Source organism: Alteromonas sp. G4i35 (assembly GCF_054960375.1).
The window spans coordinates 51,984-73,988 of the sequence record NZ_JBHNZD010000020.1 but is presented as its reverse complement, the minus strand read 5'-3'; the positions used below and the strand labels follow the sequence as shown (position 1 = coordinate 73,988).

16 protein-coding genes and 2 pseudogenes are annotated in these 22,005 nt (G+C 44.7%); 9 read left to right on the top strand and 9 right to left on the bottom strand.

The genetic code is table 11. From position 1 onward, the window contains the following. The first annotated feature begins 139 nt into the window (after nt 1–139). Nucleotides 140–1,873: a D-lactate dehydrogenase gene (gene dld / locus ACFI6L_RS14025; protein ID WP_014977383.1), complete on the top strand. Its 1,734-nt coding sequence runs from the start codon at nt 140–142 to the stop codon at nt 1,871–1,873. Nucleotides 1,874–1,995: 122 nt separating this feature from the next. Here dld and lldD read toward each other — a convergent pair whose 3' ends face one another. After that, nucleotides 1,996–3,129 carry an FMN-dependent L-lactate dehydrogenase LldD gene (lldD, locus tag ACFI6L_RS14020; RefSeq protein ID WP_278344436.1) on the bottom strand — a complete coding sequence of 378 codons (1,134 nt, stop codon included), beginning with the start codon at nt 3,127–3,129 and terminating at the stop codon, nt 1,996–1,998. A gap of 103 nt (nt 3,130–3,232) precedes the next feature. Here lldD and ACFI6L_RS14015 point away from each other — a divergent pair, with 103 nt between their 5' ends. Beyond that, a complete protein-coding gene (locus ACFI6L_RS14015; protein ID WP_014950694.1) occupies nt 3,233–4,132 on the top strand; it encodes a LysR family transcriptional regulator in 900 nt (299 codons plus the stop codon). 61 nt (nt 4,133–4,193) lie between these two features. On the opposite strand, the gene ACFI6L_RS14010 is transcribed toward ACFI6L_RS14015, so the two are convergent. From ACFI6L_RS14010 to ACFI6L_RS13995, 4 genes are all read right to left on the bottom strand, one after another. Further along, nucleotides 4,194–5,654: a purple acid phosphatase family protein gene (locus ACFI6L_RS14010; protein WP_269350592.1), complete on the bottom strand. Its 1,461-nt coding sequence runs from the start codon at nt 5,652–5,654 to the stop codon at nt 4,194–4,196. A gap of 52 nt (nt 5,655–5,706) precedes the next feature. Beyond that, nucleotides 5,707–8,217, bottom strand: coding sequence for a TonB-dependent receptor (locus tag ACFI6L_RS14005; protein ID WP_269350594.1), 2,511 nt, complete (start codon nt 8,215–8,217; stop codon nt 5,707–5,709). 192 nt (nt 8,218–8,409) lie between these two features. Further along, complete coding sequence (locus ACFI6L_RS14000) at nt 8,410–9,438, bottom strand: FecR domain-containing protein (RefSeq protein WP_278344434.1); 1,029 nt, start codon at nt 9,436–9,438, stop codon at nt 8,410–8,412. 36 nt (nt 9,439–9,474) lie between these two features. Beyond that, nucleotides 9,475–10,083, bottom strand: coding sequence for an RNA polymerase sigma factor (locus ACFI6L_RS13995; RefSeq protein ID WP_061095845.1), 609 nt, complete (start codon nt 10,081–10,083; stop codon nt 9,475–9,477). 335 nt (nt 10,084–10,418) lie between these two features. On the opposite strand from ACFI6L_RS13995, the gene ACFI6L_RS13990 reads away from it, so the two are divergent. Further along, on the top strand, nt 10,419–12,449 hold the full coding sequence (locus ACFI6L_RS13990) for a BCCT family transporter (RefSeq protein WP_462574241.1): 2,031 nt from the start codon (nt 10,419–10,421) through the stop codon (nt 12,447–12,449). A gap of 74 nt (nt 12,450–12,523) precedes the next feature. Here ACFI6L_RS13990 and ACFI6L_RS13985 read toward each other — a convergent pair whose 3' ends face one another. The 4 genes from ACFI6L_RS13985 to ACFI6L_RS13970 all read right to left on the bottom strand — a co-directional run bounded on the left by ACFI6L_RS13985 (nt 12,524) and on the right by ACFI6L_RS13970 (nt 17,002). After that, a complete protein-coding gene (locus tag ACFI6L_RS13985) occupies nt 12,524–13,288 on the bottom strand; it encodes a zinc-dependent metalloprotease family protein (RefSeq protein ID WP_462574240.1) in 765 nt (254 codons plus the stop codon). A gap of 70 nt (nt 13,289–13,358) precedes the next feature. Next, complete coding sequence (locus ACFI6L_RS13980) at nt 13,359–14,081, bottom strand: lipocalin/fatty-acid binding family protein (protein ID WP_101565834.1); 723 nt, start codon at nt 14,079–14,081, stop codon at nt 13,359–13,361. A 531-nt stretch (nt 14,082–14,612) separates the two neighbouring features. After that, the gene (gene mmsB, locus ACFI6L_RS13975) at nt 14,613–15,488 is read right to left on the bottom strand and encodes a 3-hydroxyisobutyrate dehydrogenase (RefSeq protein ID WP_039225957.1); all 876 of its coding nucleotides are present in this window, start codon (nt 15,486–15,488) and stop codon (nt 14,613–14,615) included. A 14-nt stretch (nt 15,489–15,502) separates the two neighbouring features. Continuing rightward, on the bottom strand, nt 15,503–17,002 hold the full coding sequence (locus ACFI6L_RS13970) for a CoA-acylating methylmalonate-semialdehyde dehydrogenase (protein WP_014999516.1): 1,500 nt from the start codon (nt 17,000–17,002) through the stop codon (nt 15,503–15,505). Nucleotides 17,003–17,100: 98 nt separating this feature from the next. Between ACFI6L_RS13970 and ACFI6L_RS13965 the strand changes: the two genes are divergently transcribed. The 6 genes and pseudogenes from ACFI6L_RS13965 (at nt 17,101) to ACFI6L_RS13940 (ending at nt 21,947) form a co-directional block, all read left to right on the top strand. Further along, a complete protein-coding gene (locus ACFI6L_RS13965) occupies nt 17,101–17,985 on the top strand; it encodes a LysR family transcriptional regulator (protein ID WP_014950688.1) in 885 nt (294 codons plus the stop codon). Nucleotides 17,986–18,517: 532 nt separating this feature from the next. After that, a pseudogene (locus ACFI6L_RS13960) lies at nt 18,518–18,859 on the top strand (PAS domain-containing protein); the annotation flags it as partial. A gap of 221 nt (nt 18,860–19,080) precedes the next feature. After that, nucleotides 19,081–19,230 (top strand): annotated as a pseudogene (locus ACFI6L_RS13955) (PAS domain-containing protein); the annotation flags it as partial. 15 nt (nt 19,231–19,245) lie between these two features. Further along, complete coding sequence (locus ACFI6L_RS13950; protein ID WP_462574239.1) at nt 19,246–19,833, top strand: methyl-accepting chemotaxis protein; 588 nt, start codon at nt 19,246–19,248, stop codon at nt 19,831–19,833. Between the two features lie 180 nt (nt 19,834–20,013). After that, nucleotides 20,014–21,273 (top strand): sensor histidine kinase, encoded by a 1,260-nt coding sequence (locus tag ACFI6L_RS13945; protein WP_462574238.1) that lies wholly within the window; start codon nt 20,014–20,016, stop codon nt 21,271–21,273. Beyond that, nucleotides 21,270–21,947 (top strand): response regulator transcription factor, encoded by a 678-nt coding sequence (locus ACFI6L_RS13940; protein WP_014950685.1) that lies wholly within the window; start codon nt 21,270–21,272, stop codon nt 21,945–21,947. The genes ACFI6L_RS13945 and ACFI6L_RS13940 overlap by 4 nt, the downstream gene beginning before the upstream one ends. Nucleotides 21,948–22,005: the final 58 nt, after the last annotated feature.

Here is a 22,005-nt window from a genome sequence, read left to right as displayed (position 1 = left end):
GAGCCTCTAAGTGTTCAACGAATTAAATATAAGTAAATTATCTCGATAAAAGCGGCTTGCCCCCTTTGTTAATAATGGTGTTAGTGTATAGTTCAACACCAAGTCATTCCTTCCATTATTTCAACACACAGAGAGAACCATGACCGTAAACGTTGACACTCAGTCTTTGATTGCATCAATGCGCGATGTAGTAGGGCAGGCCTATTTGTTAACTGATAAAGCGAAGAAGCAGCCTTACACTAAAGGGTTTCGTTTTGGTGCGGGCGAAGCGCTTGCGGTAGTGCGCCCAGGAACGCTTGTCGAAATTTGGCGTGTGCTTAAGCTGTGTGTTGAAGCCGACGTTGCGGTTATTATGCAGGCGGCCAATACAGGGTTAACGGGTGGCTCTACGCCAGATGGTAAAGATTACGACAGGCCTCTCGTTATTATCAGTACTATGCGTATTGATGATATTCAGTTAGTTGACAACGGAAAGCAGATCGTTGGCTTAGCGGGGAGCACCTTGTTTGGATTGGAAGAGACGCTTGCGCCTTATGGTCGCGAACCTCACTCTGTGATTGGTTCTTCATGTATTGGCGCATCGATCGTGGGGGGAATATGTAACAATTCAGGTGGTGCTTTGGTCAAGCGAGGCCCTGCCTATACTGAATTAGCGCTTTTTGCCCAAATCGACGCTAATGGCAATCTATCTTTGGTAAACAATCTGGGGATTAACCTAGGTAGTGAGCCAGAAGAAATTCTGAATAATCTTGAGAACAAACGTTACAAAGAAGCTGACGTTCAGCACCCTGACGCTCGTGCATCAGACAACGAGTATGATGAACGAGTTCGAGACGTTGATTCAGACACACCTTCGCGCTTCAACAATGACGGCAGAAGACTTCATGAAGCTTCAGGCTGCGCGGGTAAGCTTGCCGTGTTCGCAGTGAGGCTAGACACCTTTCCTATTCCTGAGAAAAAACAGGTATTTTATGTGGGGTCTAACGACGCCGCTGTGTTTACCAAAGTGCGTCGCGACATACTTTCTACTTTCAAGAACTTGCCTGACTCGGGTGAGTACCTTCACCGAGATTGCTACGACGTATCAAAGAAATACGGTAAAGATATGTTTATCGTTATCAGCAAGCTTGGCGCCAAATTTATTCCTAAGCTGTTTGCATTTAAGCGCAAATTTGACGCATTTACTGACAAGCTGGGCTTCTTACCCAACAAAATGTCAGATCGCGTTATGCAGTATATGAGCTACGTTTTTCCTAACCACTTGCCTAAGCGAATGGAAGAGTACAGAGACAAGTATCAGCATCATTGGATATTGGAGATGAGCAACGACGGGGTAGATGAGGCCAAAGCCTACCTTGATGCTTTCTTTAAAACCAATGAAGGTAGTTATTTTGAGTGTACAGAAGAAGAAGCTGATAAGGCTATTTTGCATCGCTTTGTTGCTGGTGGCGCGATAGGTCGTTACCACGTGATGCACAGCAAAGACGTGGGCGCTATGATGACCATCGATGTTGCACTTCGCCGCAACGATCCCGACTGGTTTGAAGTGCTGCCTAAAGAAATAGACGACCAGATAGACACAAAACTGTATTACGGCCATTTATTCTGCCACGTAATGCACCAGAATTACGTGTTGAAAAAAGGGGCGGATGCCAAATTGTTAAAGGGTAAAATTCTGGAAACGTTCGATGCGAGAAGCGCTGAATACCCAGCAGAGCACAATGTGGGACACGAGTACTTTGCAAAAGATGCGCTGAAAAACTTTTACCGAGAATTAGACCCCACCAATAGTTTTAACCCGGGAATAGGCAAAACCACCAAACTTAAAAACTGGGCTGAGCATGATGGAAGTTGTTGTGGTGGGCATCATTAAGCGCAAATTACGCTTCCAGCCACTTGTGCATTGATAAAAGAGCCATAAAAAATGAAGTGACCCCCAATAGTTGGACTATCCAATTACTGGGGGGCTTTTTAGTGGTCTTGGTGCCAGCGATACTAAAAAGCGAGAGAGTCGAGGTTAAGTTCACTGACTGATTTTGCACCACATAGTGTCATCGCGACATGCATTTCCTGTTTGTACAGATCGAGTAAGTTCTCTACCCCTTGCTGGCCTTCAGCAGCAAGTGCATAAATAAAAGAGCGCCCTAGTAAAGTACAATCGGCACCTAATGCCAGCATTCTCACCACGTCCAAGCCGTTACGAATACCTGAGTCTACGAAAATACTTAGCTCGCCTTTCACCGCGCTAGCAATCGCTGGAAGAGCCTTAGCGGTTGAAAGCACGCCATCTAGCTGACGACCGCCGTGATTGGACACTACAATGCCTTCTGCGCCAAAACTCAGGGCATCTTTTGCATCTTGTTCAGTTAAAATGCCTTTGATAATCATTGGGCCGTCCCAAAACTCTCTGATCCATTCTAAGTCTTTCCAACTGATAGACGGATCGAAATTGGCGCCCAACCAGCCAATATAGTCTTCCAATTGGGTCGGTTCGCCACGATAAGTAGAAATATTGCCAAGATCATGAGGCTTACCGAATACGCCTACATCAACTGCCCAACGAGGATGGGTCATCGCTTGCAGTACGCGACGGCTTGCAGCAAATGGCCCACTCATACCAGAGTGTTTATCGCGATAGCGAGCCCCTGGTACAGGCATATCTACGGTAAAGACCAACGTTGTTACACCCGCTGCTTTGGCGCGCTCCAGAACATTCTTCATAAAGCCGCGATCGCGAAGCACATAGAGCTGAAACCACATTGGACGTTCAATGGCTGGTGCGACTTCTTCAATAGGACATACTGACACCGTCGACATGGTAAACGGGATGTCTTTGTTTGCTGCCGCTTTAGCAGCTTGCACTTCGCCACGTCGCGCATACATTCCGGTTAATCCCACGGGAGCAAGGGCAATAGGTAAAGCCAATTGTTCACCAAAGACCGTTGTAGAAAGGTCAAGCGACGACATATTTCTCAGCACTTGCTGCTTTAATGCAATGTCAGCCAAGTCAGTTTCATTGCGTTTAAGTGTATGCTCTCGATAGGCACCACCATCAATGTAGTGAAATAGGAACGGCGGTAATATTTTTTGCGCAGCGCGTCGATAATCAGTCGGCGATGAAATAATCATGTCTTTAATCGATTGTAATTAACTTGATAAAAATATAACGTTTCTCGCCTTAGGGATATACGGCAACAATGAAATTTATCTTTTCCAAAAGTGAAGTAATAACGTGAGAGCAGACGATTTAATTCTCTTTGCACAAATTGCGGAGATGGGCAGTTTTAGCAAAGTGGCAGAGGCGAACAACATTACCAACTCGGTAGTCAGTAAGCGAATAGCAAAGCTTGAAAAAGAGCTGGGAACGCAGCTTTTGTATCGCACTACTCGCAAACTCACGCTTACCGAAGCGGGTCAAGCTTTGAAGCAAGGCGCCATGAATGTAAAGGCGTCCACGCAAGAAGCTATCGACACAATTTCTGGATACAGTGAACAAATATCCGGACACATTAAAATGTCGGTTCCAACGATTTCGGGCGATTTACTGTTAGCCGATGCGGTAGCTGAGTTTTGTACACTTCATCCAGGGCTAAGCGTTGATATGTCTCTAGATAATCGATTTGTAAATCTAGTCGAGGAAGGGTTTGATCTTGTTATTCGAACGGGATATTTGGAAGACTCAAGTCTGATTGCGCGGCACTTTTTAGATTCCCATTGGGTGGTTTGCACATCGCCGGATTACATTAGACGAAAAGGCAGGCCCAAAGCACCAGAGGATTTGAGCTTTCACAACTGTTTGTTGTATTCCTACCACACATCCGGCGCAAGGGAGTGGGAGTTTACGTCGTCTCAAGGCAGTTACACCATCACCGTAGATGGCGCATTTTCAAGTGACAATGCAGGGGCGCTTCGCAAAGCAGCCCTTGCTGGTAGAGGTATTGCCTACGTACCTAAATGTTTGGTATTCGAAGATTTATGTAATGGAACACTGGTCGATTTGTTTCCAGAGCGGGTAGGTAAGGTGTTAGGCGTTTATGCCGTTTATCCTTACAGCCGCCAGCCATCTCGAAAAATTAAGCTGTTAATTGAACATATCAGGCAGCGCTATCTATCTATGTCTGATTATTTTTGATAAGCCAACGCTATTGAGTGTTGGCGTTAAAGTAAAATTAGTCTCTAAATTAAATAACCAACTAGTAGAGTGAATTGTGGTGTTTATAGGGCTCGGTATTACTGAAAAGCCTTTCTTTCATAAGGTCATAGGGATATGTCATCACATTACCAGGTTGTGTTTTTGTAATGTCGAAAGCGTCGTAGAGTTCTCCAGTCAAGGTATATGAACGATATGAAAGAGTGTTCTCGTGTACTTTTATAGCTTGGTAAGTCGGCGTATTTTCTCCGACTCTTTCTAACGTAACATTGAATTTTTCGTATTCATCCCATCGCGTTTTCTTTAGTGGATAAGCTTTAGGACTGCTACTTGCCGTAACAAAAACACTATTTACATGCGTGCCCTGCTCGTTTTTTATACTCCCTCTAGAGTAAGCATGATCGTGTCCTTGTAAAACCAGATCAACATTGAATTCTGTTATTAATGGCAATAAAGCACTGCGAACTGCGGGCTCGTCTTGCCCCGGACTATTTAGTGGCATTCCACAGTTTGAAAATATTGGGTGATGAAAGGCGATAATTTTCCATTTTGCTTTACTTTCACTAAGTGTCTGTCTTAGCCATTTTGTTTGCATTGCGAATGCCGTCTCATTGTGCCTGATTTCCGTATTAACAATGAATACGTCGGTATTAGGGTAATGCAAAGTATAAGCTGTCTCTTGTAATTGATTTGATAACTCCGGAGAGGTTGGAAGCTTAAACTGATCTTGCCAAAAGCGGCTTAAAACCCACTGTTTTCCGCCATCGGTTAAATGCTGATGGGCATATTCATGGTTTCCAACCACGGGGACTACTGGAATTTCTGCGTGTATGAACTGCCCTGCAGAAAACCACTGCGCCCATTCTAAGTCCCTAGCTCCATGGTCTACAAGATCGCCAGTATAAAGAGCAAAGTCTGCATCGGGCATCGCCTTAAAGCCCTTTCTCAAGAGTGCTGGAAATTGTTCGCGCATGCCATTTTGTGCGTCTGAAAAGTACAGAAATCGTGTAGTTGAAGAGGAGGGTAGACCGGCCGTTTTCGTCATATACCATTCAGACCATTTACCTAAGCCTCCTCGTACTCTATACGCGTAACGCGTATTTGGTTTTAAGTTTTTAAATGTAACTTCGTGATATGCAACGTCGGCGAGGTGCGTGTTGTAGTGATATTGAGCTCTCTCTTGATTAACATTGTCTCTCGATTGCTCATGAACGTTAGAAGGTATTGAGTTACCTCTGCGCAATTCAGCGCGCTGTGTTTCTGCTTTGTAGGTTTTTGCACCCAAATCGAATCTGGCGGCTGATGTAACAGGTGCAATTTGGGCAACCGTAATTTCAACTTCTTCCGACGTGCGCCAATTAACAGAAAAGCTTTCACTAGGAAGTTGGGTAGGATTAAGTATAACCCTGTCAGGGTATTCGCTTGCTTGCTGCCAAATTGGTGTGCTAGCAAGTGCTATAGTAGGTATGCAACTAAGTAATAGTATAAGCACGAGATGCTTCATATCAATGCCTCTTGTGGGCAGACATCTGCAACCTGCAGATGCCTGCATTAGACTAGAAGGTAGTGCGAACGCCTACGCCGTATGTTGCTGGAGCACCAACGAGACGAGCACCTGCATTGAGTTCTAGAAAATATTCTTCATCAGTAATGTTTCGACCATATGCAAATGCGGTAAACCCGTTACCCAACTCAAGGTCCATATTGATATTAAGCAAGCCGTAATCAGGCACCGTATTGCCAGCACCTGCATTCAATCGGTTAGTTTCTTCGTCGTGGTAGGTATAAGTCAGACGAGTAGAAAGTAACCGGTTAGTTGCAACGAAAATGCTATGATTGAGCGAGATTGAATATGAAAGCTCGGGTGAGCCAGGTAACGGGTCTCCAACTGTATTTTGCACATCATCGACACGGTTAGATGAAAACTCCGTAATTTCTGTATCGAGATAGGTAACAGATGAATTGAACGTTAATTGTTGTTCGCCATTGTTTAACAGCTGGGCGTTGAAGGAAGCTTCTGCACCACGAACTTCAGCCGCTCCAACATTTGTTCGTCCATTGGTGTCATTTGAAAGTCGAGTAGTTGCTTGCATTTCTTCAAAATCGTAAGCAAATAAGTCGACGCTAGCACTCAAGCTCTCGTCGGTATAACGCAACCCCAGTTCAAATGAATCTACGGTTTCAGAGTCAAATGGCTCAGTCTCTTCTAAAGAGAATATTGATGTACCATCAAACCCCCCTGCTCTGTATCCGTTGCCAATAGAGGCAAAAATATTTAGGTTATCAGAAAGGTAGTATTGGGCGGTTAGCTTACCTGAGACATTATTGTCGTCAAAATCTCTGTCCCAAGAAAACAAGCCAGGGGAGTTGAATACTTCCTCATATATAGAAGTTCCCCAAGGGTCTAAGTCTTGGTTGTAGCCTGAAAACTTAGCAGTATCTTGAGTATAACGAACGCCCGCAGATAATTTCAGGTCGTTGTTTACAAACCAATCAACGTTGGCAAACGTAGCAAAGCTGTTTCGAGTCTGACTATACGGAGAAGTGTACTGGGAGCGAACTGCGAAGCTTGTCCAATCGCTTACGAAGTCCACCGAGTCGCTGACATAGAAGACACCTGCGATCCAATCAATGTCTCCTCCTTGACTATCACTGAAGCGAATTTCTAAAGAGGACTGGTCAAGTGTTTCATCAAATGCATATTTGTAGCGAGGAAATGAGGTTCCGTCACCATTTCCCCCCATATTACGCTCACTTTCTTGGTAGCCAAATAGCACGTTTACGTTCAAATCAGTGTCTATTTGATGAGCTAATTCTCCGTTTACACCTTCGATATCTATAGTGTGTCTATAGTACTCATCCGCGTAAAACGCATATGGGTCGTCGTTTTCGCCTGCATTTCTGCTTATACCAGAGCCAGTCTCATTTTCCAAAGCGATACGATCGTATTGAAGTGTGTCGCCATTATCAGAGCTCATAAAGTAGCGCAAAGTTAAGTCAGTATTGGCCTGGAAGGTATAAACCCCGGTTGCACGAAAGGCAAATAGGTCTTTATCACCAAACCCGTCTCGCTCTCCCGGATCGGTTACGGCCGGAATTACCCCCTCAAAACCTTCTGGCACATAACCAGCGAACAGGCCCGCGCCTTTGCCGTCCATGTAACCACCACCTTGTTCAAATTTCGTAGCGATACGTACTTTTAAATTATCAGAAACGCTTCCGCCAAATGCAGCTTCACCCTGCGTATACTCGTAACTTCCATACTCTACGCTGGCATAGCCTTCGAATTCGTCTGTGGGACGCTTTGTGATGGCGTTAATGACTCCTGCTGTTGTGTTACGTCCGTAAAGTGTTCCTTGAGGGCCCTTGAGGACTTCAATTCGCTCTAAGTCGAACAGAGGCATGCCAAGATAAGCATTAGACGTTTGGTAGATACCATCAACATGTAATGCGACAGAGGGGTTGCCATTTGGTTTGTAGTCATCAGCCCCACCAATACCACGAATTGTAATGAAACTATTGTTGGCTCCGCCAAATGCAGAGTTAATTGATATGCCCGGCAGTGCGTCTACCAACCCTTTGAAATCAGTGACCCCCGCATCTTGAATCTGCTGTGTATTCAAGACAGAAACAGCCGCCGATACATCCATTAGGTTGGTGTTACGTTTTGTAGCTGAAACTACTATTTCGTCGATAGGTGCTCCATTGACAGCAGTGTCCTTTGGGGTAAGAGACATCTGGTGCCCACGTTTCTTTATTACAAACGCCCCATTCGTTTGCTTGACGGCCTCTAACCCAGAATTGAAAAGCAATTTTTCAAGCGCTTCATCTATTTCATAGTTCCCATTTAGCGCAGGAGCTTTAATATTATTGACCAGTCGCCCAGGTGCGATGATCACAATGCCCGACTTGAATGAAAGTTGGTTTAATGCCGATGCCAAAGGAGCTGGCTCAAGTTCAACGCTTATGCTTTCTTGGGCAGCCGCAATTGCAGCGGTATTTAGTGACAAAGCTGTACAAATGGAAAAAGCTAACAAGTGTTTCTTTACACAACGCGACGATGTCATTTTACATTCTCCGGTACGGTCAGTGGTTTACTGCCGATTGAGTTCAAATTAAGTGTGTTGCAGTCGACTGTCGTGAACAAAGAGGCAAAGAGAGGAAATCTTTTTCAAAACTATGTCAGGTTTCATAAAACCTTCATGAATGTAACTAAATTGTTTGCGGCACTTTTGCATTCAAAAAAGTACCGCTAACTGCTAATTTTCAGAATAGGTGAATGTAATTGTGCTACTTGTTCTCACCATTTCCAGTGGATAAGCCGCAGGCAAAGAATCGAGCAGTGTGTGAACATTGGAAGGGGTAACTATCGTGTTTATCGTAACAGCATCAGAACTAAAACCTTCAAGAGAGAGGGTTTGCTCTACATAAGGTTGTATTCGATACAAGAACTCTGTAATAGGGGTATTATTAAAAATAAGTTTATTGTCCATCCAAGCGAGTGTTTCTTTATCTGAGAAAGTCGTTATGCTCGTCATCGGTCCCCCAGTTAGTGGTGCAGAAACTCGTTCTCCTTGAGATAGGAACACAGGTGCTTCGCCTTTACCTGAAACTTTAACACTGCCCTCCACAACACTTACTCGAGTGGTTTTTTTGAAGTTATTTACATCTACTTCAAATTCAGTGCCTGTCACTTCTATAGTATTAACACCACTATTTACTATGAAAGGTTTATTGGTCATCGAGACTACATCAAAAAATGCTCTTCCTTGACTCAGTTCAATAGAACGGGTTGTGTCTAGCTCCGTATACGAAACACTACTTGTAGGACCAAGAGTGAGTTTGCTGCCATCAGGCAACGTAATATTCTTTATCTGTGCTGTTGTCGTAGAGTAAGCAAAGACTTGGCTGGGTTGAGAAAATGATTGGTCCTGTTTATTTAGCAGAGTAATAACTGTAATAACTAAAGTCGCAGCGAACGCTACGAGCGCACCAACTTTCTTGTACAGGTCTTTATATTTGAGTTGGGTTGATTTGCCTGTTTCTAGTGTTGAATTTTTTTCGGTCTCATATGCAATAATGTCATCAGTAAAACCTGTTTTATCCCACATTTTAGCAATAGCTTTAAACGCGTTGCGATGACGTAGGGAATGGGTGTACCACTTGGTAAATGCTTCCTGATACTGATGTGCTAAGTCTTCATCGTTCATTAAAGTAAACCAATGAATGGCTTGTTCATTGATAGACTTTTCAGCATTAAGATGGGTGACGTTTGAATTCTGTTTCACGTTCAATCTCTTTGTTCGTTTTTCCCTAAGGCACAATCAATCATTTGCATCTACTGAGCTTGCGAGGATAACCAGTGCACTGTTAAGTTGCCGACATACATCGGCTATACTCCATCCAGTATCGTCAGAAATCTGTTGATAGGTTTTGCCTTCAAGTCGGCTTGCACTTACGATGTATTTTTGCTTTTCCGACAAAGTGCAAAACAAAGCCCCTAGTTGCTGCAAAGCTTGCTGTGAATGCAAAATTTTATCGGGCTCAGATAGTGACAGTAACTCTGATTCAAACGACTCGTCGTTACCGGGTACAACGTTCGCAATCCATCTATCTGATTTCAAAGAACGCAGTGTCAGGTTAATTGAAACCTTGTATAGAAACGCCTTAGGGTTTTCAATATGCTCGCGAGATTTCATCTTTGCCAGCTGGTAAAACGCGTCTTGCGCTACATCCTCAGGGTCTGGAGGACCTGAACCAAAGGTTTTTCTTAAGAAAGCGCATAATCCCTCCCAATGCATATGATAAAACGAAGAAAAATCTGACTTTTTAGTGGGCACTTTCGCCTTTGGCAATCCTTTGCGAGGGGAGGCTATTTCATTTTCTTGTTCACCAACAAAACCAACAGCGTGTACTTTAGATAACGTATTCACATTAATCCCAAACAAATATCTTTCGAAAAGCGGTGTATTTTGGAAAGGAGACTATGTTAATTACTAATTATTACAGAATTAGTGTATGTCCCTAGACAAGCAAACAGTATGTTATTTGAGAGCGTTCAAATGTCGCTGGAAGATAGATAAATAAAACACTACGAACGCTCGCTATATGAAGAAATTGTTTAGTTAGCGCAGTCGGAATCTGAACGTTCCGACTTTATATGCTTACACCAAGCTTGAACCGATTCAAACCTTCACAAGTAGAAAATATAAAGTTTGTTCGCATTACACAGGGTTTCAACTTTCCTGTCAGTGAAAAGGGATTTGCTATGAAAGGCCAAGTAAACAACTCCACCATTCTTCTTCCTGTATTTCTCCCCGCCGTCGTCATTATTTTGCTTCTGGTGATCGGAACCATCAGCAATCCCGAACTTGCCGGTGAGGCCTTCGACAGTACATTGGCATGGATTACGGAAACCTTTGGTTGGTTTTACATGTTGTCGGTCGCTATCTTTTTGGTATTCATTGTATCGGTAGCATCATCTAGCTGGGGGAACATAAAGTTAGGGCCCGATCATGCAGAGCCTCAATATAGCTTTCCCGAATGGTTTTCTATGTTGTTCTCAGCAGGCTACGGCGTAGCGCTGCTCTACTTTGGCGTAGCAGAGCCTGTTCTACACTATTCTTCACCGCCTGCAGGAGCAGCTGAAACTGTTGATGCGGCGAAACAAGCCATGCAAATCGCATTTTTTCATTGGGGCTTTCACATCTGGGCGATCTACGGGCTAGTCGGTTTGGTTCTTGCCTATTTTGCTTTTCGACATGGCTTGCCGTTATCTATACGTTCAGCTTTGTATCCGCTGATAGGGGATAAAATTTATGGCCCTATAGGTCATGCGGTAGATGTATTCGCCATTCTCGGTACATTATTTGGTATCGCCACTACACTCGGACTATCCGTTACACAGATCAATGCGGGACTTAACTATCTTTCTGGCGATATCCCCATTGATATCATGGTGCAGGTAGGCACCATTGCTATCGTAACCATTGCCGCAACAATATCGGTTATCGCGGGAATGGATAAAGGCATTAAAAGGTTATCAATTCTTAATATGGTTCTGGCTGTATCGCTTATGAGTACCGTTTTTATCTTCGGAGAAACGGTTCATATTTTAGAAACCTTTTTACAGAACACAGGAAGTTATATCAACGGCATCATTGAGCGCACCTTTAATCTTCAGGCCTATAGTCGCAGCGATTGGATTGGCAACTGGACGCTGTTTATTTTTGGCTGGACCATCGCTTGGGCGCCGTTTGTAGGCATGTTTATCGCCAAAATAAGTCGAGGCAGAACCATTAGGCAGTTTGTTTTTGGTGTAATGCTTGTGCCTACCATGTTCACCTTCCTTTGGTTTTCTGTGTTTGGCGACACCGCGCTAAATGCCATTATGAACCAAGGTGTTACTACACTCATTAGCGATGTGCAGGAAAACGAAGCTGTTGCCTTATTTAAGCTCTATGACTTGCTACCTGGCGCGTCAATCATGTCAGGCTTGACCGTGTTATTGATTATTACGTTCTTCGTGACGTCATCAGATTCTGGGTCGCTGGTTATCGATTCTCTTGCTTCTGGTGGTAAAGAAGAAAGCCCGGTTTGGCAGCGTATCTTCTGGGCGTGTTTGGAAGGAACCGTTGCAGCAGTGTTGCTTTTGGCTGGTGGACTGAATGCCCTGCAAACGATGACCATTGCGAGCGCATTACCATTCGCCTTCATTATGCTAGCGTCTGCAGCAGGCCTATGGCGTGCGCTTGTCATTGAAGGCTACCGAAACAACAGTTTGAAGGCGAATACGCTTAATAGAAACCACGGTCGCTCGACTAGCCTAAAAGGCCGACTCGCAGCAATGGTCGATTACCCAAGCCGAAATGAGGTTCATGAGTTTATTGATAAAACTGTGATTGCAGCGATGAAAGACGTACAAGCTGCTTTGAAAGCGAGAGAGTGGGAGGCGTTCGTTAAGCTTGATGAGGAAACGGGAAGGGCCATCTTCACTGTTGAGCGTCACGATCACATGGATTTTATCTACGATATCCGTATGACTGAATATTTAGTGCCAGGGTTTAGCTACGCAGAACTGCGTTCAGAAGAAGACGAGTCAGAAAAATATTTTCGCGCTGAAGTATTCCTTCGCCGCGGAGGACAAGCTTACGATATTTACGGATATGACAAAGAGAGTATTACTAAGGACATCTTAGATCAGTTCGAAAGTTATCTTCACTTCCTCGATACCAGCCCAGGCGAACTGCCTTGGGAAATGGATGCGTATGATGACATGTTGACGCAGCCTAAAGAGTAAACAATCTGCATGGGCTTAGGTTGAAGGGAAAGCAAGGCTGCTTTCCCTTATTTATCCCCTAATTAATTACTTACTTAGAAGTAGTTAGCAATTTGGTTAATAACCGCATTTACTGCGCGGTAAGCATTAGATTCGTTTTCAACGCCACAGGCTTGGCCATTACAGCCTGACCAATAAGGGTCAGAGAAATAGTCTAGCTGGGTGGCACTACCGAATGCCTGAGGATAGGCCATGATAGTTGAGAAGTTATTATCAACGCCGTGACCGATACCATCATTATATACACCGCCTACTGAACCTTGGCGAACAGAGTGGCCTAAGCCCATGTTGTGACCGAGTTCATGAACAAATGTGGACAGACCGCAATCAACGGCGCTAATGCTGTACATGCGGCTTTGCGAGCTAGAATACAGTGTACCGTTGTTGCCTTGACCTACCCAGCCAATGCCGCACACGTAACCCACTAGCTGACCGCCTTCATAAATGTTTTCACGATTACCTAAAAGCACGACCATGTCTGCGCCGTTTGAAGATCGTGCGTTTTGCACACCACTGCTATCAGTTAACAAGTCTAGCGCACTTTCGGTAGGTTGAAGGTCGCTAGATGTAGCAGCAGATGACTGAGCGCCCACTAAACGCAACTGTAGATCTACCGCATTATTTTGATAAACACGGTTGGCGTGTGAGATGTATTGGTTAATTTTAGTGTCGATATTAGACACATTGTTTGCAGCAGGTTGGGTGTAAAGCACCATTACATCGATGGTGGCTGCTGTTACTGATGTTGCACAAAGCAGTGAAACTGCCATTGCCGTTATACACTTAAATGTGTGTTTCATTTTTATTTCCTTCTTGTTGTTTTATTTGAGCTTGGTGAATTTCCTGTGAAGCTCAACAGGCACTAGGGGATTAGTTTTGACCGAGATCGAAGACTTCTTCAGCGTTGTCGTCGCTAAGCGGGCGTTCGCTGTCGGGTTCACGTTCGATGTGGTTTTGCATCATTGAAGACTTCGGTGCGATCCACGCGTATTTATCATTGCCTTCAAGCACAAACACGTCGCGAGGCGTGGCTAAGTTTCCGTAGGTGGCGTTTTCGCCAAGCGTTATAACAGCGGCGTAGAGAGAGCCCGCACCTGGGATGTGGGCCTCTACGGTACGATCGCCGTTTGGATGAGTGACAACGTGATCAACTTCACCGGTGTAACTGCCACCGAACTGTGGGATGTATAAATCGAGATACTCGCCAACTTCTACCGTCATTAATTCTTCACGATCAAGCTCAATGTAAGCTTCATCGGTTACGTCAGCGGGAATATAGCCTTCTGCTTCAAGTACCTTTTTGCCATCTTCTGATGTTGTCCAGACGATGGTGTCTTTCTCTGATTTACCGTTAGTAGTAGTTGTAGCCTGAGCTTTTAGCTCGGCTTCATTTTTTGGTTTGAAGTTATCGACACCTGTCGATAACACTTTGCCGTTTCGTTGCCTTTCAACAGCGTTTTCTTTACCAACAGGTTTTGTCTCAGCATTCGCCGCTGCTACCTCTTTTTTGCCCGAAGGGGCTGTATCGATAAAGGCGAAAATACAACCAATAGCTACAATTGCCGTCGAAGCGGCAACAATACGCTTTTTCATAGTGTGTTCCTTTTATTTTTACTTACTGAATTTAGGAAATTGAACGTTAGAAATTAGCGACACTCTGTTTCTCAAAGCGCGCTCTAAGTGAGCGATATAGAGAACCAATGTGTTTAGTGAAATTGCTTAGTGAATTAAGTAAGTCATTAAAACGTATAATATTTTCACGGTTATAAAAGTATCGCTTCGCATAAGGGGGTATAAAATTTAGCCCTTTAATGCAGTGTAAATTTCTTAGGCTAAATACGGGACTGCAAGATGTAGACCGAACGCCGAATTGGCTCGTTTTAACCATGTGAGTGAGAACGAATAAGCCACCTAAAAATGGCTTCTGGATGATGAAAAGGGAACACTAAATAACAAAGGAACAATTCCGCTTGGTAAGGGAGCTTGCGAGGTAGCAACAGCGCAAAAACAAGCGAGATAGGTAGGGAAATGATAAAAAAAGAGCGAGTAAAATCCTTTACTCGCTCAGTAAGAAGGCCACCTCTTCTGAGGGAAAGTAGCCGTCGGATAACTGTTGGTTTTTTCTTATGCTAGTCGGTTGATTATTGAAGAGAAGTCCATCCCTGCATTGCCTTCTTCACAATGCATTTCAAACCACTTTGCAGCAAGTTCACCCATAGGTACTTGGGCATTTACACCCTTTGCGCCCTGCATGGCAAGGCCTAAGTCTTTGAGCATAAGCGCCGAAGCGAAACCGCCAGCAAAATCGTTATCAGCAGGGCTTTGTGGCCCCACACCTTTCACAGGGCAGTAGGTGGTCATTGACCATGTCTGCCCCGAGGCATTAGACGCAATATCAAAGAATACTTGCGCGTCTAAACCAAGCTTTTTGGCCAGTTGAAAGCTTTCACACGTCGCAATCATGGTTGCGCCAAGTAACATATTGTTACAAATCTTCGCTGCTTGTCCCGCACCATGGCCGCCCGCATGAACGATTTTTTTGCCCATTGCGCTAAGTACACCATGGGCTTTGTCAAAGGCATCAGCGTCGCCACCCACCATAAACGTGAGTGTGCCACCTGCAGCCGCTGCAACACCACCAGAAACCGGCGCATCGAGCATTTTAAGGCCTTTTTTCTCTGCCAGTTCTGACACACTCTTCGCCGTTTCTACGTCGATGGTGGAGCAATCAATAAGCAAGGTGCCTTCGCGGACAGAAGCCAAGATCTGATTTGAATAGATATCTTTTACGTGCTTGCCTGCTGGTAACATAGTGATAACGATGTCGGCCTCAGCAGCAGCTTGCTCGGTACTTTGCGCAATAGTGCAGCCTGCTTCTTTGGCTTTGGCCAGTGCCGCTTCGCTTAAGTCAAAAGCCAATACGTTGTAATCGTTCTTAACCAGGTTATCTGCCATCCCTGAGCCCATATTACCTAGGCCAATAAATGCAACTGTGGTCATAATAGTCTCCTCACTTAGCCCATGGTTGGAATAACAAAGGCGTTGTCGTTCGTATCTGAGCCATCAGGCCAGCGCTGCGTAATGGTCTTAACCTTGGTCCAGAATTTCACCCCTTCCATACCGTGCTGGTTGGTATCACCAAATGCAGAGCGCTTCCAGCCCCCAAAGGTGTGGTAAGCAACTGGCACAGGAATAGGTACATTAATCCCTACCATGCCCACGTTTACACGTTGCGCAAATTCGCGCGCTGCATGGCCGTTACGGGTGTACATAGCAACACCGTTACCGTATTGATGGTCACTTGCTAAGTTAACCGCTTCGTTGAAATCTTTCGCGCGAACCATTTGCAGTACTGGACCGAAAATCTCTTCTTGGTATGAACGCATGTCCTTAGTCACGTGGTCGAAGAAGGTTGGACCGATGAAATAGCCCTGGCTGTCGCTGGGAATTTGGCTGGTTCGGCCATCGTAAACAAGCTCAGCGCCTTCTTCTATACAAAGGTCGATATAGCCTTCAACGCGCTCTTTGTGAGCAGCAGTAACCACAGGGCCATAATGAGCGTTAGGATCTTCACTATGGCTTACCATAATGTCTTTAATAGCCGGAATAAGCTTGGCTTTCAGTTTTTCAGCGGTTTCATCGCCCACTGGAACAACAACTGGCAGCGCCATACAGCGTTCACCGGCACTGCCGTACGCAGCACCAACTAAGTCGGTTACCACCTGATCCAAATCAGCATCAGGCATTACGATGCCGTGGTTTTTCGCGCCGCCCATGGCTTGAACGCGCTTACCAGCACGAGCGCCACGCTCGTACACGTAGTTAGCGATGTCAGAAGAGCCTACAAAGCTCACCGCTTTAATAGTTTGATGATCTAAAATACCATCAACCACTTCTTTGTTACCGTGTACAACGTTAAGTACACCTGCAGGAAGGCCTGCTTCAATCATAAGCTTTGCCAGTTCAACAGGTACTGACGGATCGCGCTCTGATGGCTTTAAAATGAACGCGTTACCGCAGGCAATTGCCACACCGAACATCCACATTGGGATCATGGCCGGGAAGTTAAATGGCGTAATACCTGCCACTACACCAAGTGCTTGGCGCATGGAGTACACATCGATTCCTGGGCCTGCGCCTTCGGTATACTCACCTTTTTGCGCATGAGGGATACCACAGGCAAACTCGATAACTTCAAGGCCACGCTGAATATCACCTTGCGCATCAACCAACACTTTACCGTGCTCGCTTGATAATAGTGCCGCTAAGCGATCCCGGTTTGCTTCAACCAACTCTTTAAACTTGAACATAACACGAGCGCGTCGTTGAGGATTTGTTGCTGCCCACTCAACCTGTGCAGCTTGGGCTGTTTCAATTGCATAGGCCAAAGTTGAAGTGTTAGCCAAGCTTACTTCAGCCTGTACTTCACCGGTGTTAGGCGCAAATACCGACGCGGTATTTTCGCTGCTATCCTCAAAATCTTTACCTGCAATAAAGTGAACAATCTTTCTCATGACATAGCTCCTGTAATTTTTAACAATATTGAAACCTTGTGTTTGCAAAGACAATACATATACTTGCAGTATGGTGCTGTAAAAATGCAGGTGTTTAAGTGAATTGGGACGACATGCGTTTGTTTCTTGGTTTGGCAAGAAATGGTCGTGTAGCTATTGCAGCTAAAGGCTTGAAGGTAGACCCTACGACATTAATTCGTCGTGTAAAAAAACTGGAGGACTCATTAAATTGCAAGTTGTTCGAGCTAACTAAAAAGGGGTATGTGCTTACCACCCATGGCAGTGAGCTAGTTACGTATATTGAAAAAGCAGAGCATTACTTTCTAGAGGCACAAAATGAATTAGGTGATGAACGCTCGCATTTGGCAGGTACGATCAGAGTGAGTGTTTCTGAAGGTTTCGGTAGCTGGTTTTTAGCGCCATTACTACCCGATTTTAAAAAGCAGTATCCGGGGATCAGTATTGAGCTTGTGGCAACCAGCGGCTTTTTAAACCTGAACAAACGAGAAGCCGATATGGCTATCTTGTTAGAAAAGCCCAGTAAAGGCTTGCTGGTTACACAAAAATTAACTGACTATAACCTCTATCTTTATACCCACCAGTCCCTTATCAGCGACAACGAACCACGAACATTACAAGAGCTCACCGCCTTCAATTTAGTGAGTTACGTGCCCGATTTGGTGTATGCGCCTCAATTAAAGTTCATTGAAGAGACTGCTTTGTCACAATTGAGTGCGCTTCGCAGCACCAGTATTAATGCGCAATATCAAATGCTTGTAAATGGCGCAGGGGTAGGCATTTTACCTAAATTTATGGCTGAAACTCAGCCAGGCTTAGTTCGACTCATTGAAAACGAGATTCATATTAAGCGTACATTCTGGCTGGCCACACACAAAGAAACTCATTCTCAAGCACGCTTTCAGGTATTTACAAAATGGCTTACAGATAAAGTTACGCAATACCATTCAAAATTTCTCGACTAAAAAATTAGACGTTTATCTACTGTCTTTTGCAGGGTAAATATGTAAAAAATAGCGTAGCAGCGTCGAAAAACTCGCCACGCTTTAATACAAGTGGCTGAATGTGGTCTAGGCTTTAATAAATTAGGCCGACACGTCCTAGGGCCTGTTGACCTTTGGTGTACGAATTTTGGTCTAAATGGAAGCCTTTTAATCGCGAAACAGTCCTGCAAGCCTAGCGGGCTAAGTTAAAGGACTGTGACAAAGAGTAAAAGGCTTCCATAACGACCCCTTCGGGCAGCGCCTTTGTGCCATCTATACTGCGTTGAATGTTCTCGATTTAGAACCACTAAACCGTCAAACATTCGCCTTGTCTAGATGGCACACAGACCGCTGCAAAAATGTACAGCAAAGGTCAACAGGCCCTAGTTAAAAAGACATTGTCTAGCGAACCGTTTGCTAAACCTTGTGTAGATTAATCAATTTATCGTTAAGGCAAGGTTGGTTACTGCCGATATACGGCATATTACTGTAATTCTCTGTCAGGGAAGGCCCTATGTTCAATAAACACTTAGTGAAAGAAAACGAAGCGCTTCGCGAGGAGCTACATATACTCAAGCAAGTGCGAGATGGCTTGCGCGAAGAAATGATCTTTCTGAATCTTAATGAACGTGGTGAAATTGAAGCCGTCAACGAGATGTTCGAGAAAGAGCTAGGTTACTCACTCTCTCAAGTGAAAGGGCATCGCTTCTTTGAATTTGTTCCCGAGATTGCCAGAAACACGCCTCACTTTAAAAAGCTGAAAGATTCTATCGAGCAGCGTGTTCATTACTGGGGGGCGATTGAGTTTCTTCGTGAAAATGGTGAAGAAGCGTGGTTAAGGGGCGTAGTTGAACCTATTTTTGACGGAAAAGGGAATATTCACAAATTCTCAGTTAACCTCAACGACCTCACGCGCACTATAGCCAACTCGAAAGAACACGAAGATTTGGTGGCCGCACTACATAAGTCAAATGCAGCGATTGAATTCGATTTAAACGGCAATATTCAAGACGCAAACGAAGCTTTCCTAAAAACCGTTAAGTACAGCCTTAACGATATTAAAGTCAGCATCATAGAATTTTCTGTGATACGGAGTATGCGAATTCCCGCGAATATAAAACGTTTTGGGAACGACTTGCTCAGGGTGAATTCGTCGCAGGAAGATTCGAACGTTTCGATACTCACGGCAACACTATTTGGCTGGAAGCCACCTATAACCCGATTTGTGATTCTCACGGTCGTATGTATAAAGTGGTTAAGCTGGCTACTGATATTACTGAGCAGGTGGCACGAGAAAATGCCGTGTCCAGTGCTGCTGATATCGCCTACCGTTCTTCAAACACAACGGATCAAATCGCCACACGAGGAAAGGAAGTCATTAGCGAACTGCTTTCTGAAATGTCTTCATTGTCGCAGCAAATGGATAGGGCAAAAGAGGGGATTAATGCGTTGGACGCTCAGTCTCAACAAATTGCCACTATTATCGGAAGTATCAGTGCTATTGCCGAACAAACCAACTTGCTTGCTCTAAATGCTGCGATTGAGGCGGCACGTGCTGGCGATCAGGGGCGAGGTTTCGCTGTAGTTGCTGACGAGGTGCGTCAGTTAGCATCGCGTACAACCGAAGCCACGGAAGAAATTATCAACGTGGTTAAACACAACCAGACATTGGCCACCGACGCAGTGAACTTGGTTAATGAAGGTGATGAAAAAGCGCAATCAGGGCTCAACTACGCCAGAGAGGCGGGTGAAGTTATCGAACAAATTCAAGACGGTGCAAAAGAAGTCGTTGATGCAGTAGGCCAATTCAGCAGTCGATTGGGAAGCTAGTAGCACAGAGAAACAGGCTTACCGATAAGTGTAAACAGTCTAAGTTCTTACCAAATAAAACATCGCTCAAAACAGAATTCATCCTACCTTGGTAGGATGAATTCGCCCCTATTGCAGGATGTGCTTTTTAACGTAGCCTGTATAGCATAACCCTGTAATAAAAGGCTTGCAGGGGCGGTTATGTCAGGTTTTACGAAAATATCTACAGCTATAGTGGCCGTATTCATTGGCTGCTTTTTGGTTTTTACCTGTCTGGTCTACTTCCACATACAAGATAACATTGAGGAAGAGATGACGGGCGCGCTTAATCAAGTGCGAGAAATGGTCAACCTCAATATCCCTGTTGCTGATATCGAAGCGATTGTAGAGCCTAGCCCTCACTTATCCGCCCATTATTTCACGGGGCGCCTTCAGGCAGAGCAGACTTCAGTGATGTCGACAACTGGGCGCACTGCACTCACACCCGTTATCATCCCAATTCAGGAAAATCAGTATCTTATTGTTACGCCTTTTGATGCTACTGAACTCACCCAGAATCTCACTTTTTTTGCCTTGGTGGCGGGACTGTTTTTCGCAACCTTTGTCCTGTTGCTGTTTACGTTAAAAGTGGCGGTTAAGCAAAGGTTAGTGCCGCTAAATCAGCTCGCTGACGCGTTATCTGAGCTTCGAGAAGGCAAGGAATCACAGCCCCTGCCACATTCAGATATCACCGAAATGAACAGGGTGTTAGACCAGTTTAAGCATCTGCAAAATGCACTTAAATCAAAAGAAAAGCAGCTCATAAAAATAGATAAGCAGTTAGCTCTTCTTCAAGAGCAAGAGCGTAATTACCTTGCCAGAGAGCTTCACGATAATGTGGGGCAGTTGCTGACCACGATAAAAGCCCACGCCTATATTTTGGTTAACGCAAAAGAGCGATCTGTTGTTGAACTGTCGGCACAGAAAGTTCAAGTGATGTCACATCAAATAAGCGATGCAATTAGAAAACTCACTGCTCACCTACACCCGCTTGTTTTAGATAGAGTCTCTCTTCAGTCGTCGCTTGAGCGGCTGGTGTACGAACAAGAAGTAGCACAGCCCGATACGCAGTGGGACGTGTCAATTAATCTAAAGCGCTATCAAGAAGATAATGAGCGAGATATTCATCTTTACCGATTTGCTCAAGAAGCCATTAACAACGTGATTAAGCATGCGAAGGCCACCAAGGTTAGCATTCAAATTTATGGCGATACTCATCGTGTTTCTGTGATGGTCAAAGACAACGGTCGGGGATTAGGGAACCACATTGTAGAAAATATTGGCATGTCTTCAATGCGCAGCCGAGCACGTTGTATAGGAGCAAATTGCAGTGTGACTTCACCCGATGATGGCGGCGTTGCTGTATCGCTGTCCCTTACCCTTAAAAAAATGCCTCCTCTTATGGGCGCTAACGTCGCATGAATATTCTAATTGTCGACGACCACGCTGTGGTGCGTGAAGGATATAAGGCTTTACTCAATGCGATGATGCCCGATTGCCGTATTTTTGATGCTGAAAACGGCGCGCAAACCCATCGTTTATTAGCCAGTAGTGACATTGAGATCTTAATCCTAGACATAAACCTTTCAAATGAAAGTGGCCTTGTTTTAGCCAAGATTTTTTTGAAGCGACATCCAGATTTAAAAATTATCTTTTTCAGTATGTTCGAAGACAGCGTCATATTGCACCGCGCCATGCAGACCGGTGCTATGGGGTACATCAGTAAAAGTAGTTCGCCTGAAATATTGATCTCGGCAATTAAGGTCGTCGCAAAAGGGCAAAAGTATATTGAGCGAGGCCTGGCGGTAAATTTAGCCAATCAACTTCTCGATACCAATGTGGACATTGCTGCCAAATTAACAAAACGTGAGTTCGAAATATTTATTGCGATAGCAATGAATAAATCCCGCTTCGATATTGCTGATGAGTTGGGACTATCGGCTAAGACTGTCTCTAACGCGCTCACAGTCATTAAGCGAAAGCTCGACGCGGTGCCCTCCCAGTTTTCAGCCATTGCGGCTAAACACGGTTATATCGGTGATGCAGAGCTTTCAGCGTCTCAATCGGTGTCTTTTGTCGAGAAGAGTGAGAAGTAGCCATAGGTTTCCCCTCCTAAAGTAGGAGTCAAATCGGTCTATCGCATCATGGTAGGTA

Excerpts from the sequence above, each read along its gene's own strand:
- ACFI6L_RS13970 (WP_014999516.1), bottom strand. The coding sequence starts at position 17,002 with ATGAGAAAGATTGTTCACTTTATTGCAGGTAAAGATTTTGAGGATAGC.
- ACFI6L_RS14010 (WP_269350592.1), bottom strand. The coding sequence starts at position 5,654 with ATGAAGCATCTCGTGCTTATACTATTACTTAGTTGCATACCTACTATA.
- dld (WP_014977383.1), top strand. The coding sequence starts at position 140 with ATGACCGTAAACGTTGACACTCAGTCTTTGATTGCATCAATGCGCGAT.
- mmsB (WP_039225957.1), bottom strand. The coding sequence starts at position 15,488 with ATGACCACAGTTGCATTTATTGGCCTAGGTAATATGGGCTCAGGGATG.
- lldD (WP_278344436.1), bottom strand. The coding sequence starts at position 3,129 with ATGATTATTTCATCGCCGACTGATTATCGACGCGCTGCGCAAAAAATA.
- ACFI6L_RS13980 (WP_101565834.1), bottom strand. The coding sequence starts at position 14,081 with ATGAAAAAGCGTATTGTTGCCGCTTCGACGGCAATTGTAGCTATTGGT.
- ACFI6L_RS13950 (WP_462574239.1), top strand. The coding sequence starts at position 19,246 with ATGTATAAAGTGGTTAAGCTGGCTACTGATATTACTGAGCAGGTGGCA.
- ACFI6L_RS13985 (WP_462574240.1), bottom strand. The coding sequence starts at position 13,288 with ATGAAACACACATTTAAGTGTATAACGGCAATGGCAGTTTCACTGCTT.
- ACFI6L_RS13940 (WP_014950685.1), top strand. The coding sequence starts at position 21,270 with ATGAATATTCTAATTGTCGACGACCACGCTGTGGTGCGTGAAGGATAT.
- ACFI6L_RS13945 (WP_462574238.1), top strand. The coding sequence starts at position 20,014 with ATGTCAGGTTTTACGAAAATATCTACAGCTATAGTGGCCGTATTCATT.
- ACFI6L_RS13990 (WP_462574241.1), top strand. The coding sequence starts at position 10,419 with ATGAAAGGCCAAGTAAACAACTCCACCATTCTTCTTCCTGTATTTCTC.
- ACFI6L_RS14005 (WP_269350594.1), bottom strand. The coding sequence starts at position 8,217 with ATGACATCGTCGCGTTGTGTAAAGAAACACTTGTTAGCTTTTTCCATT.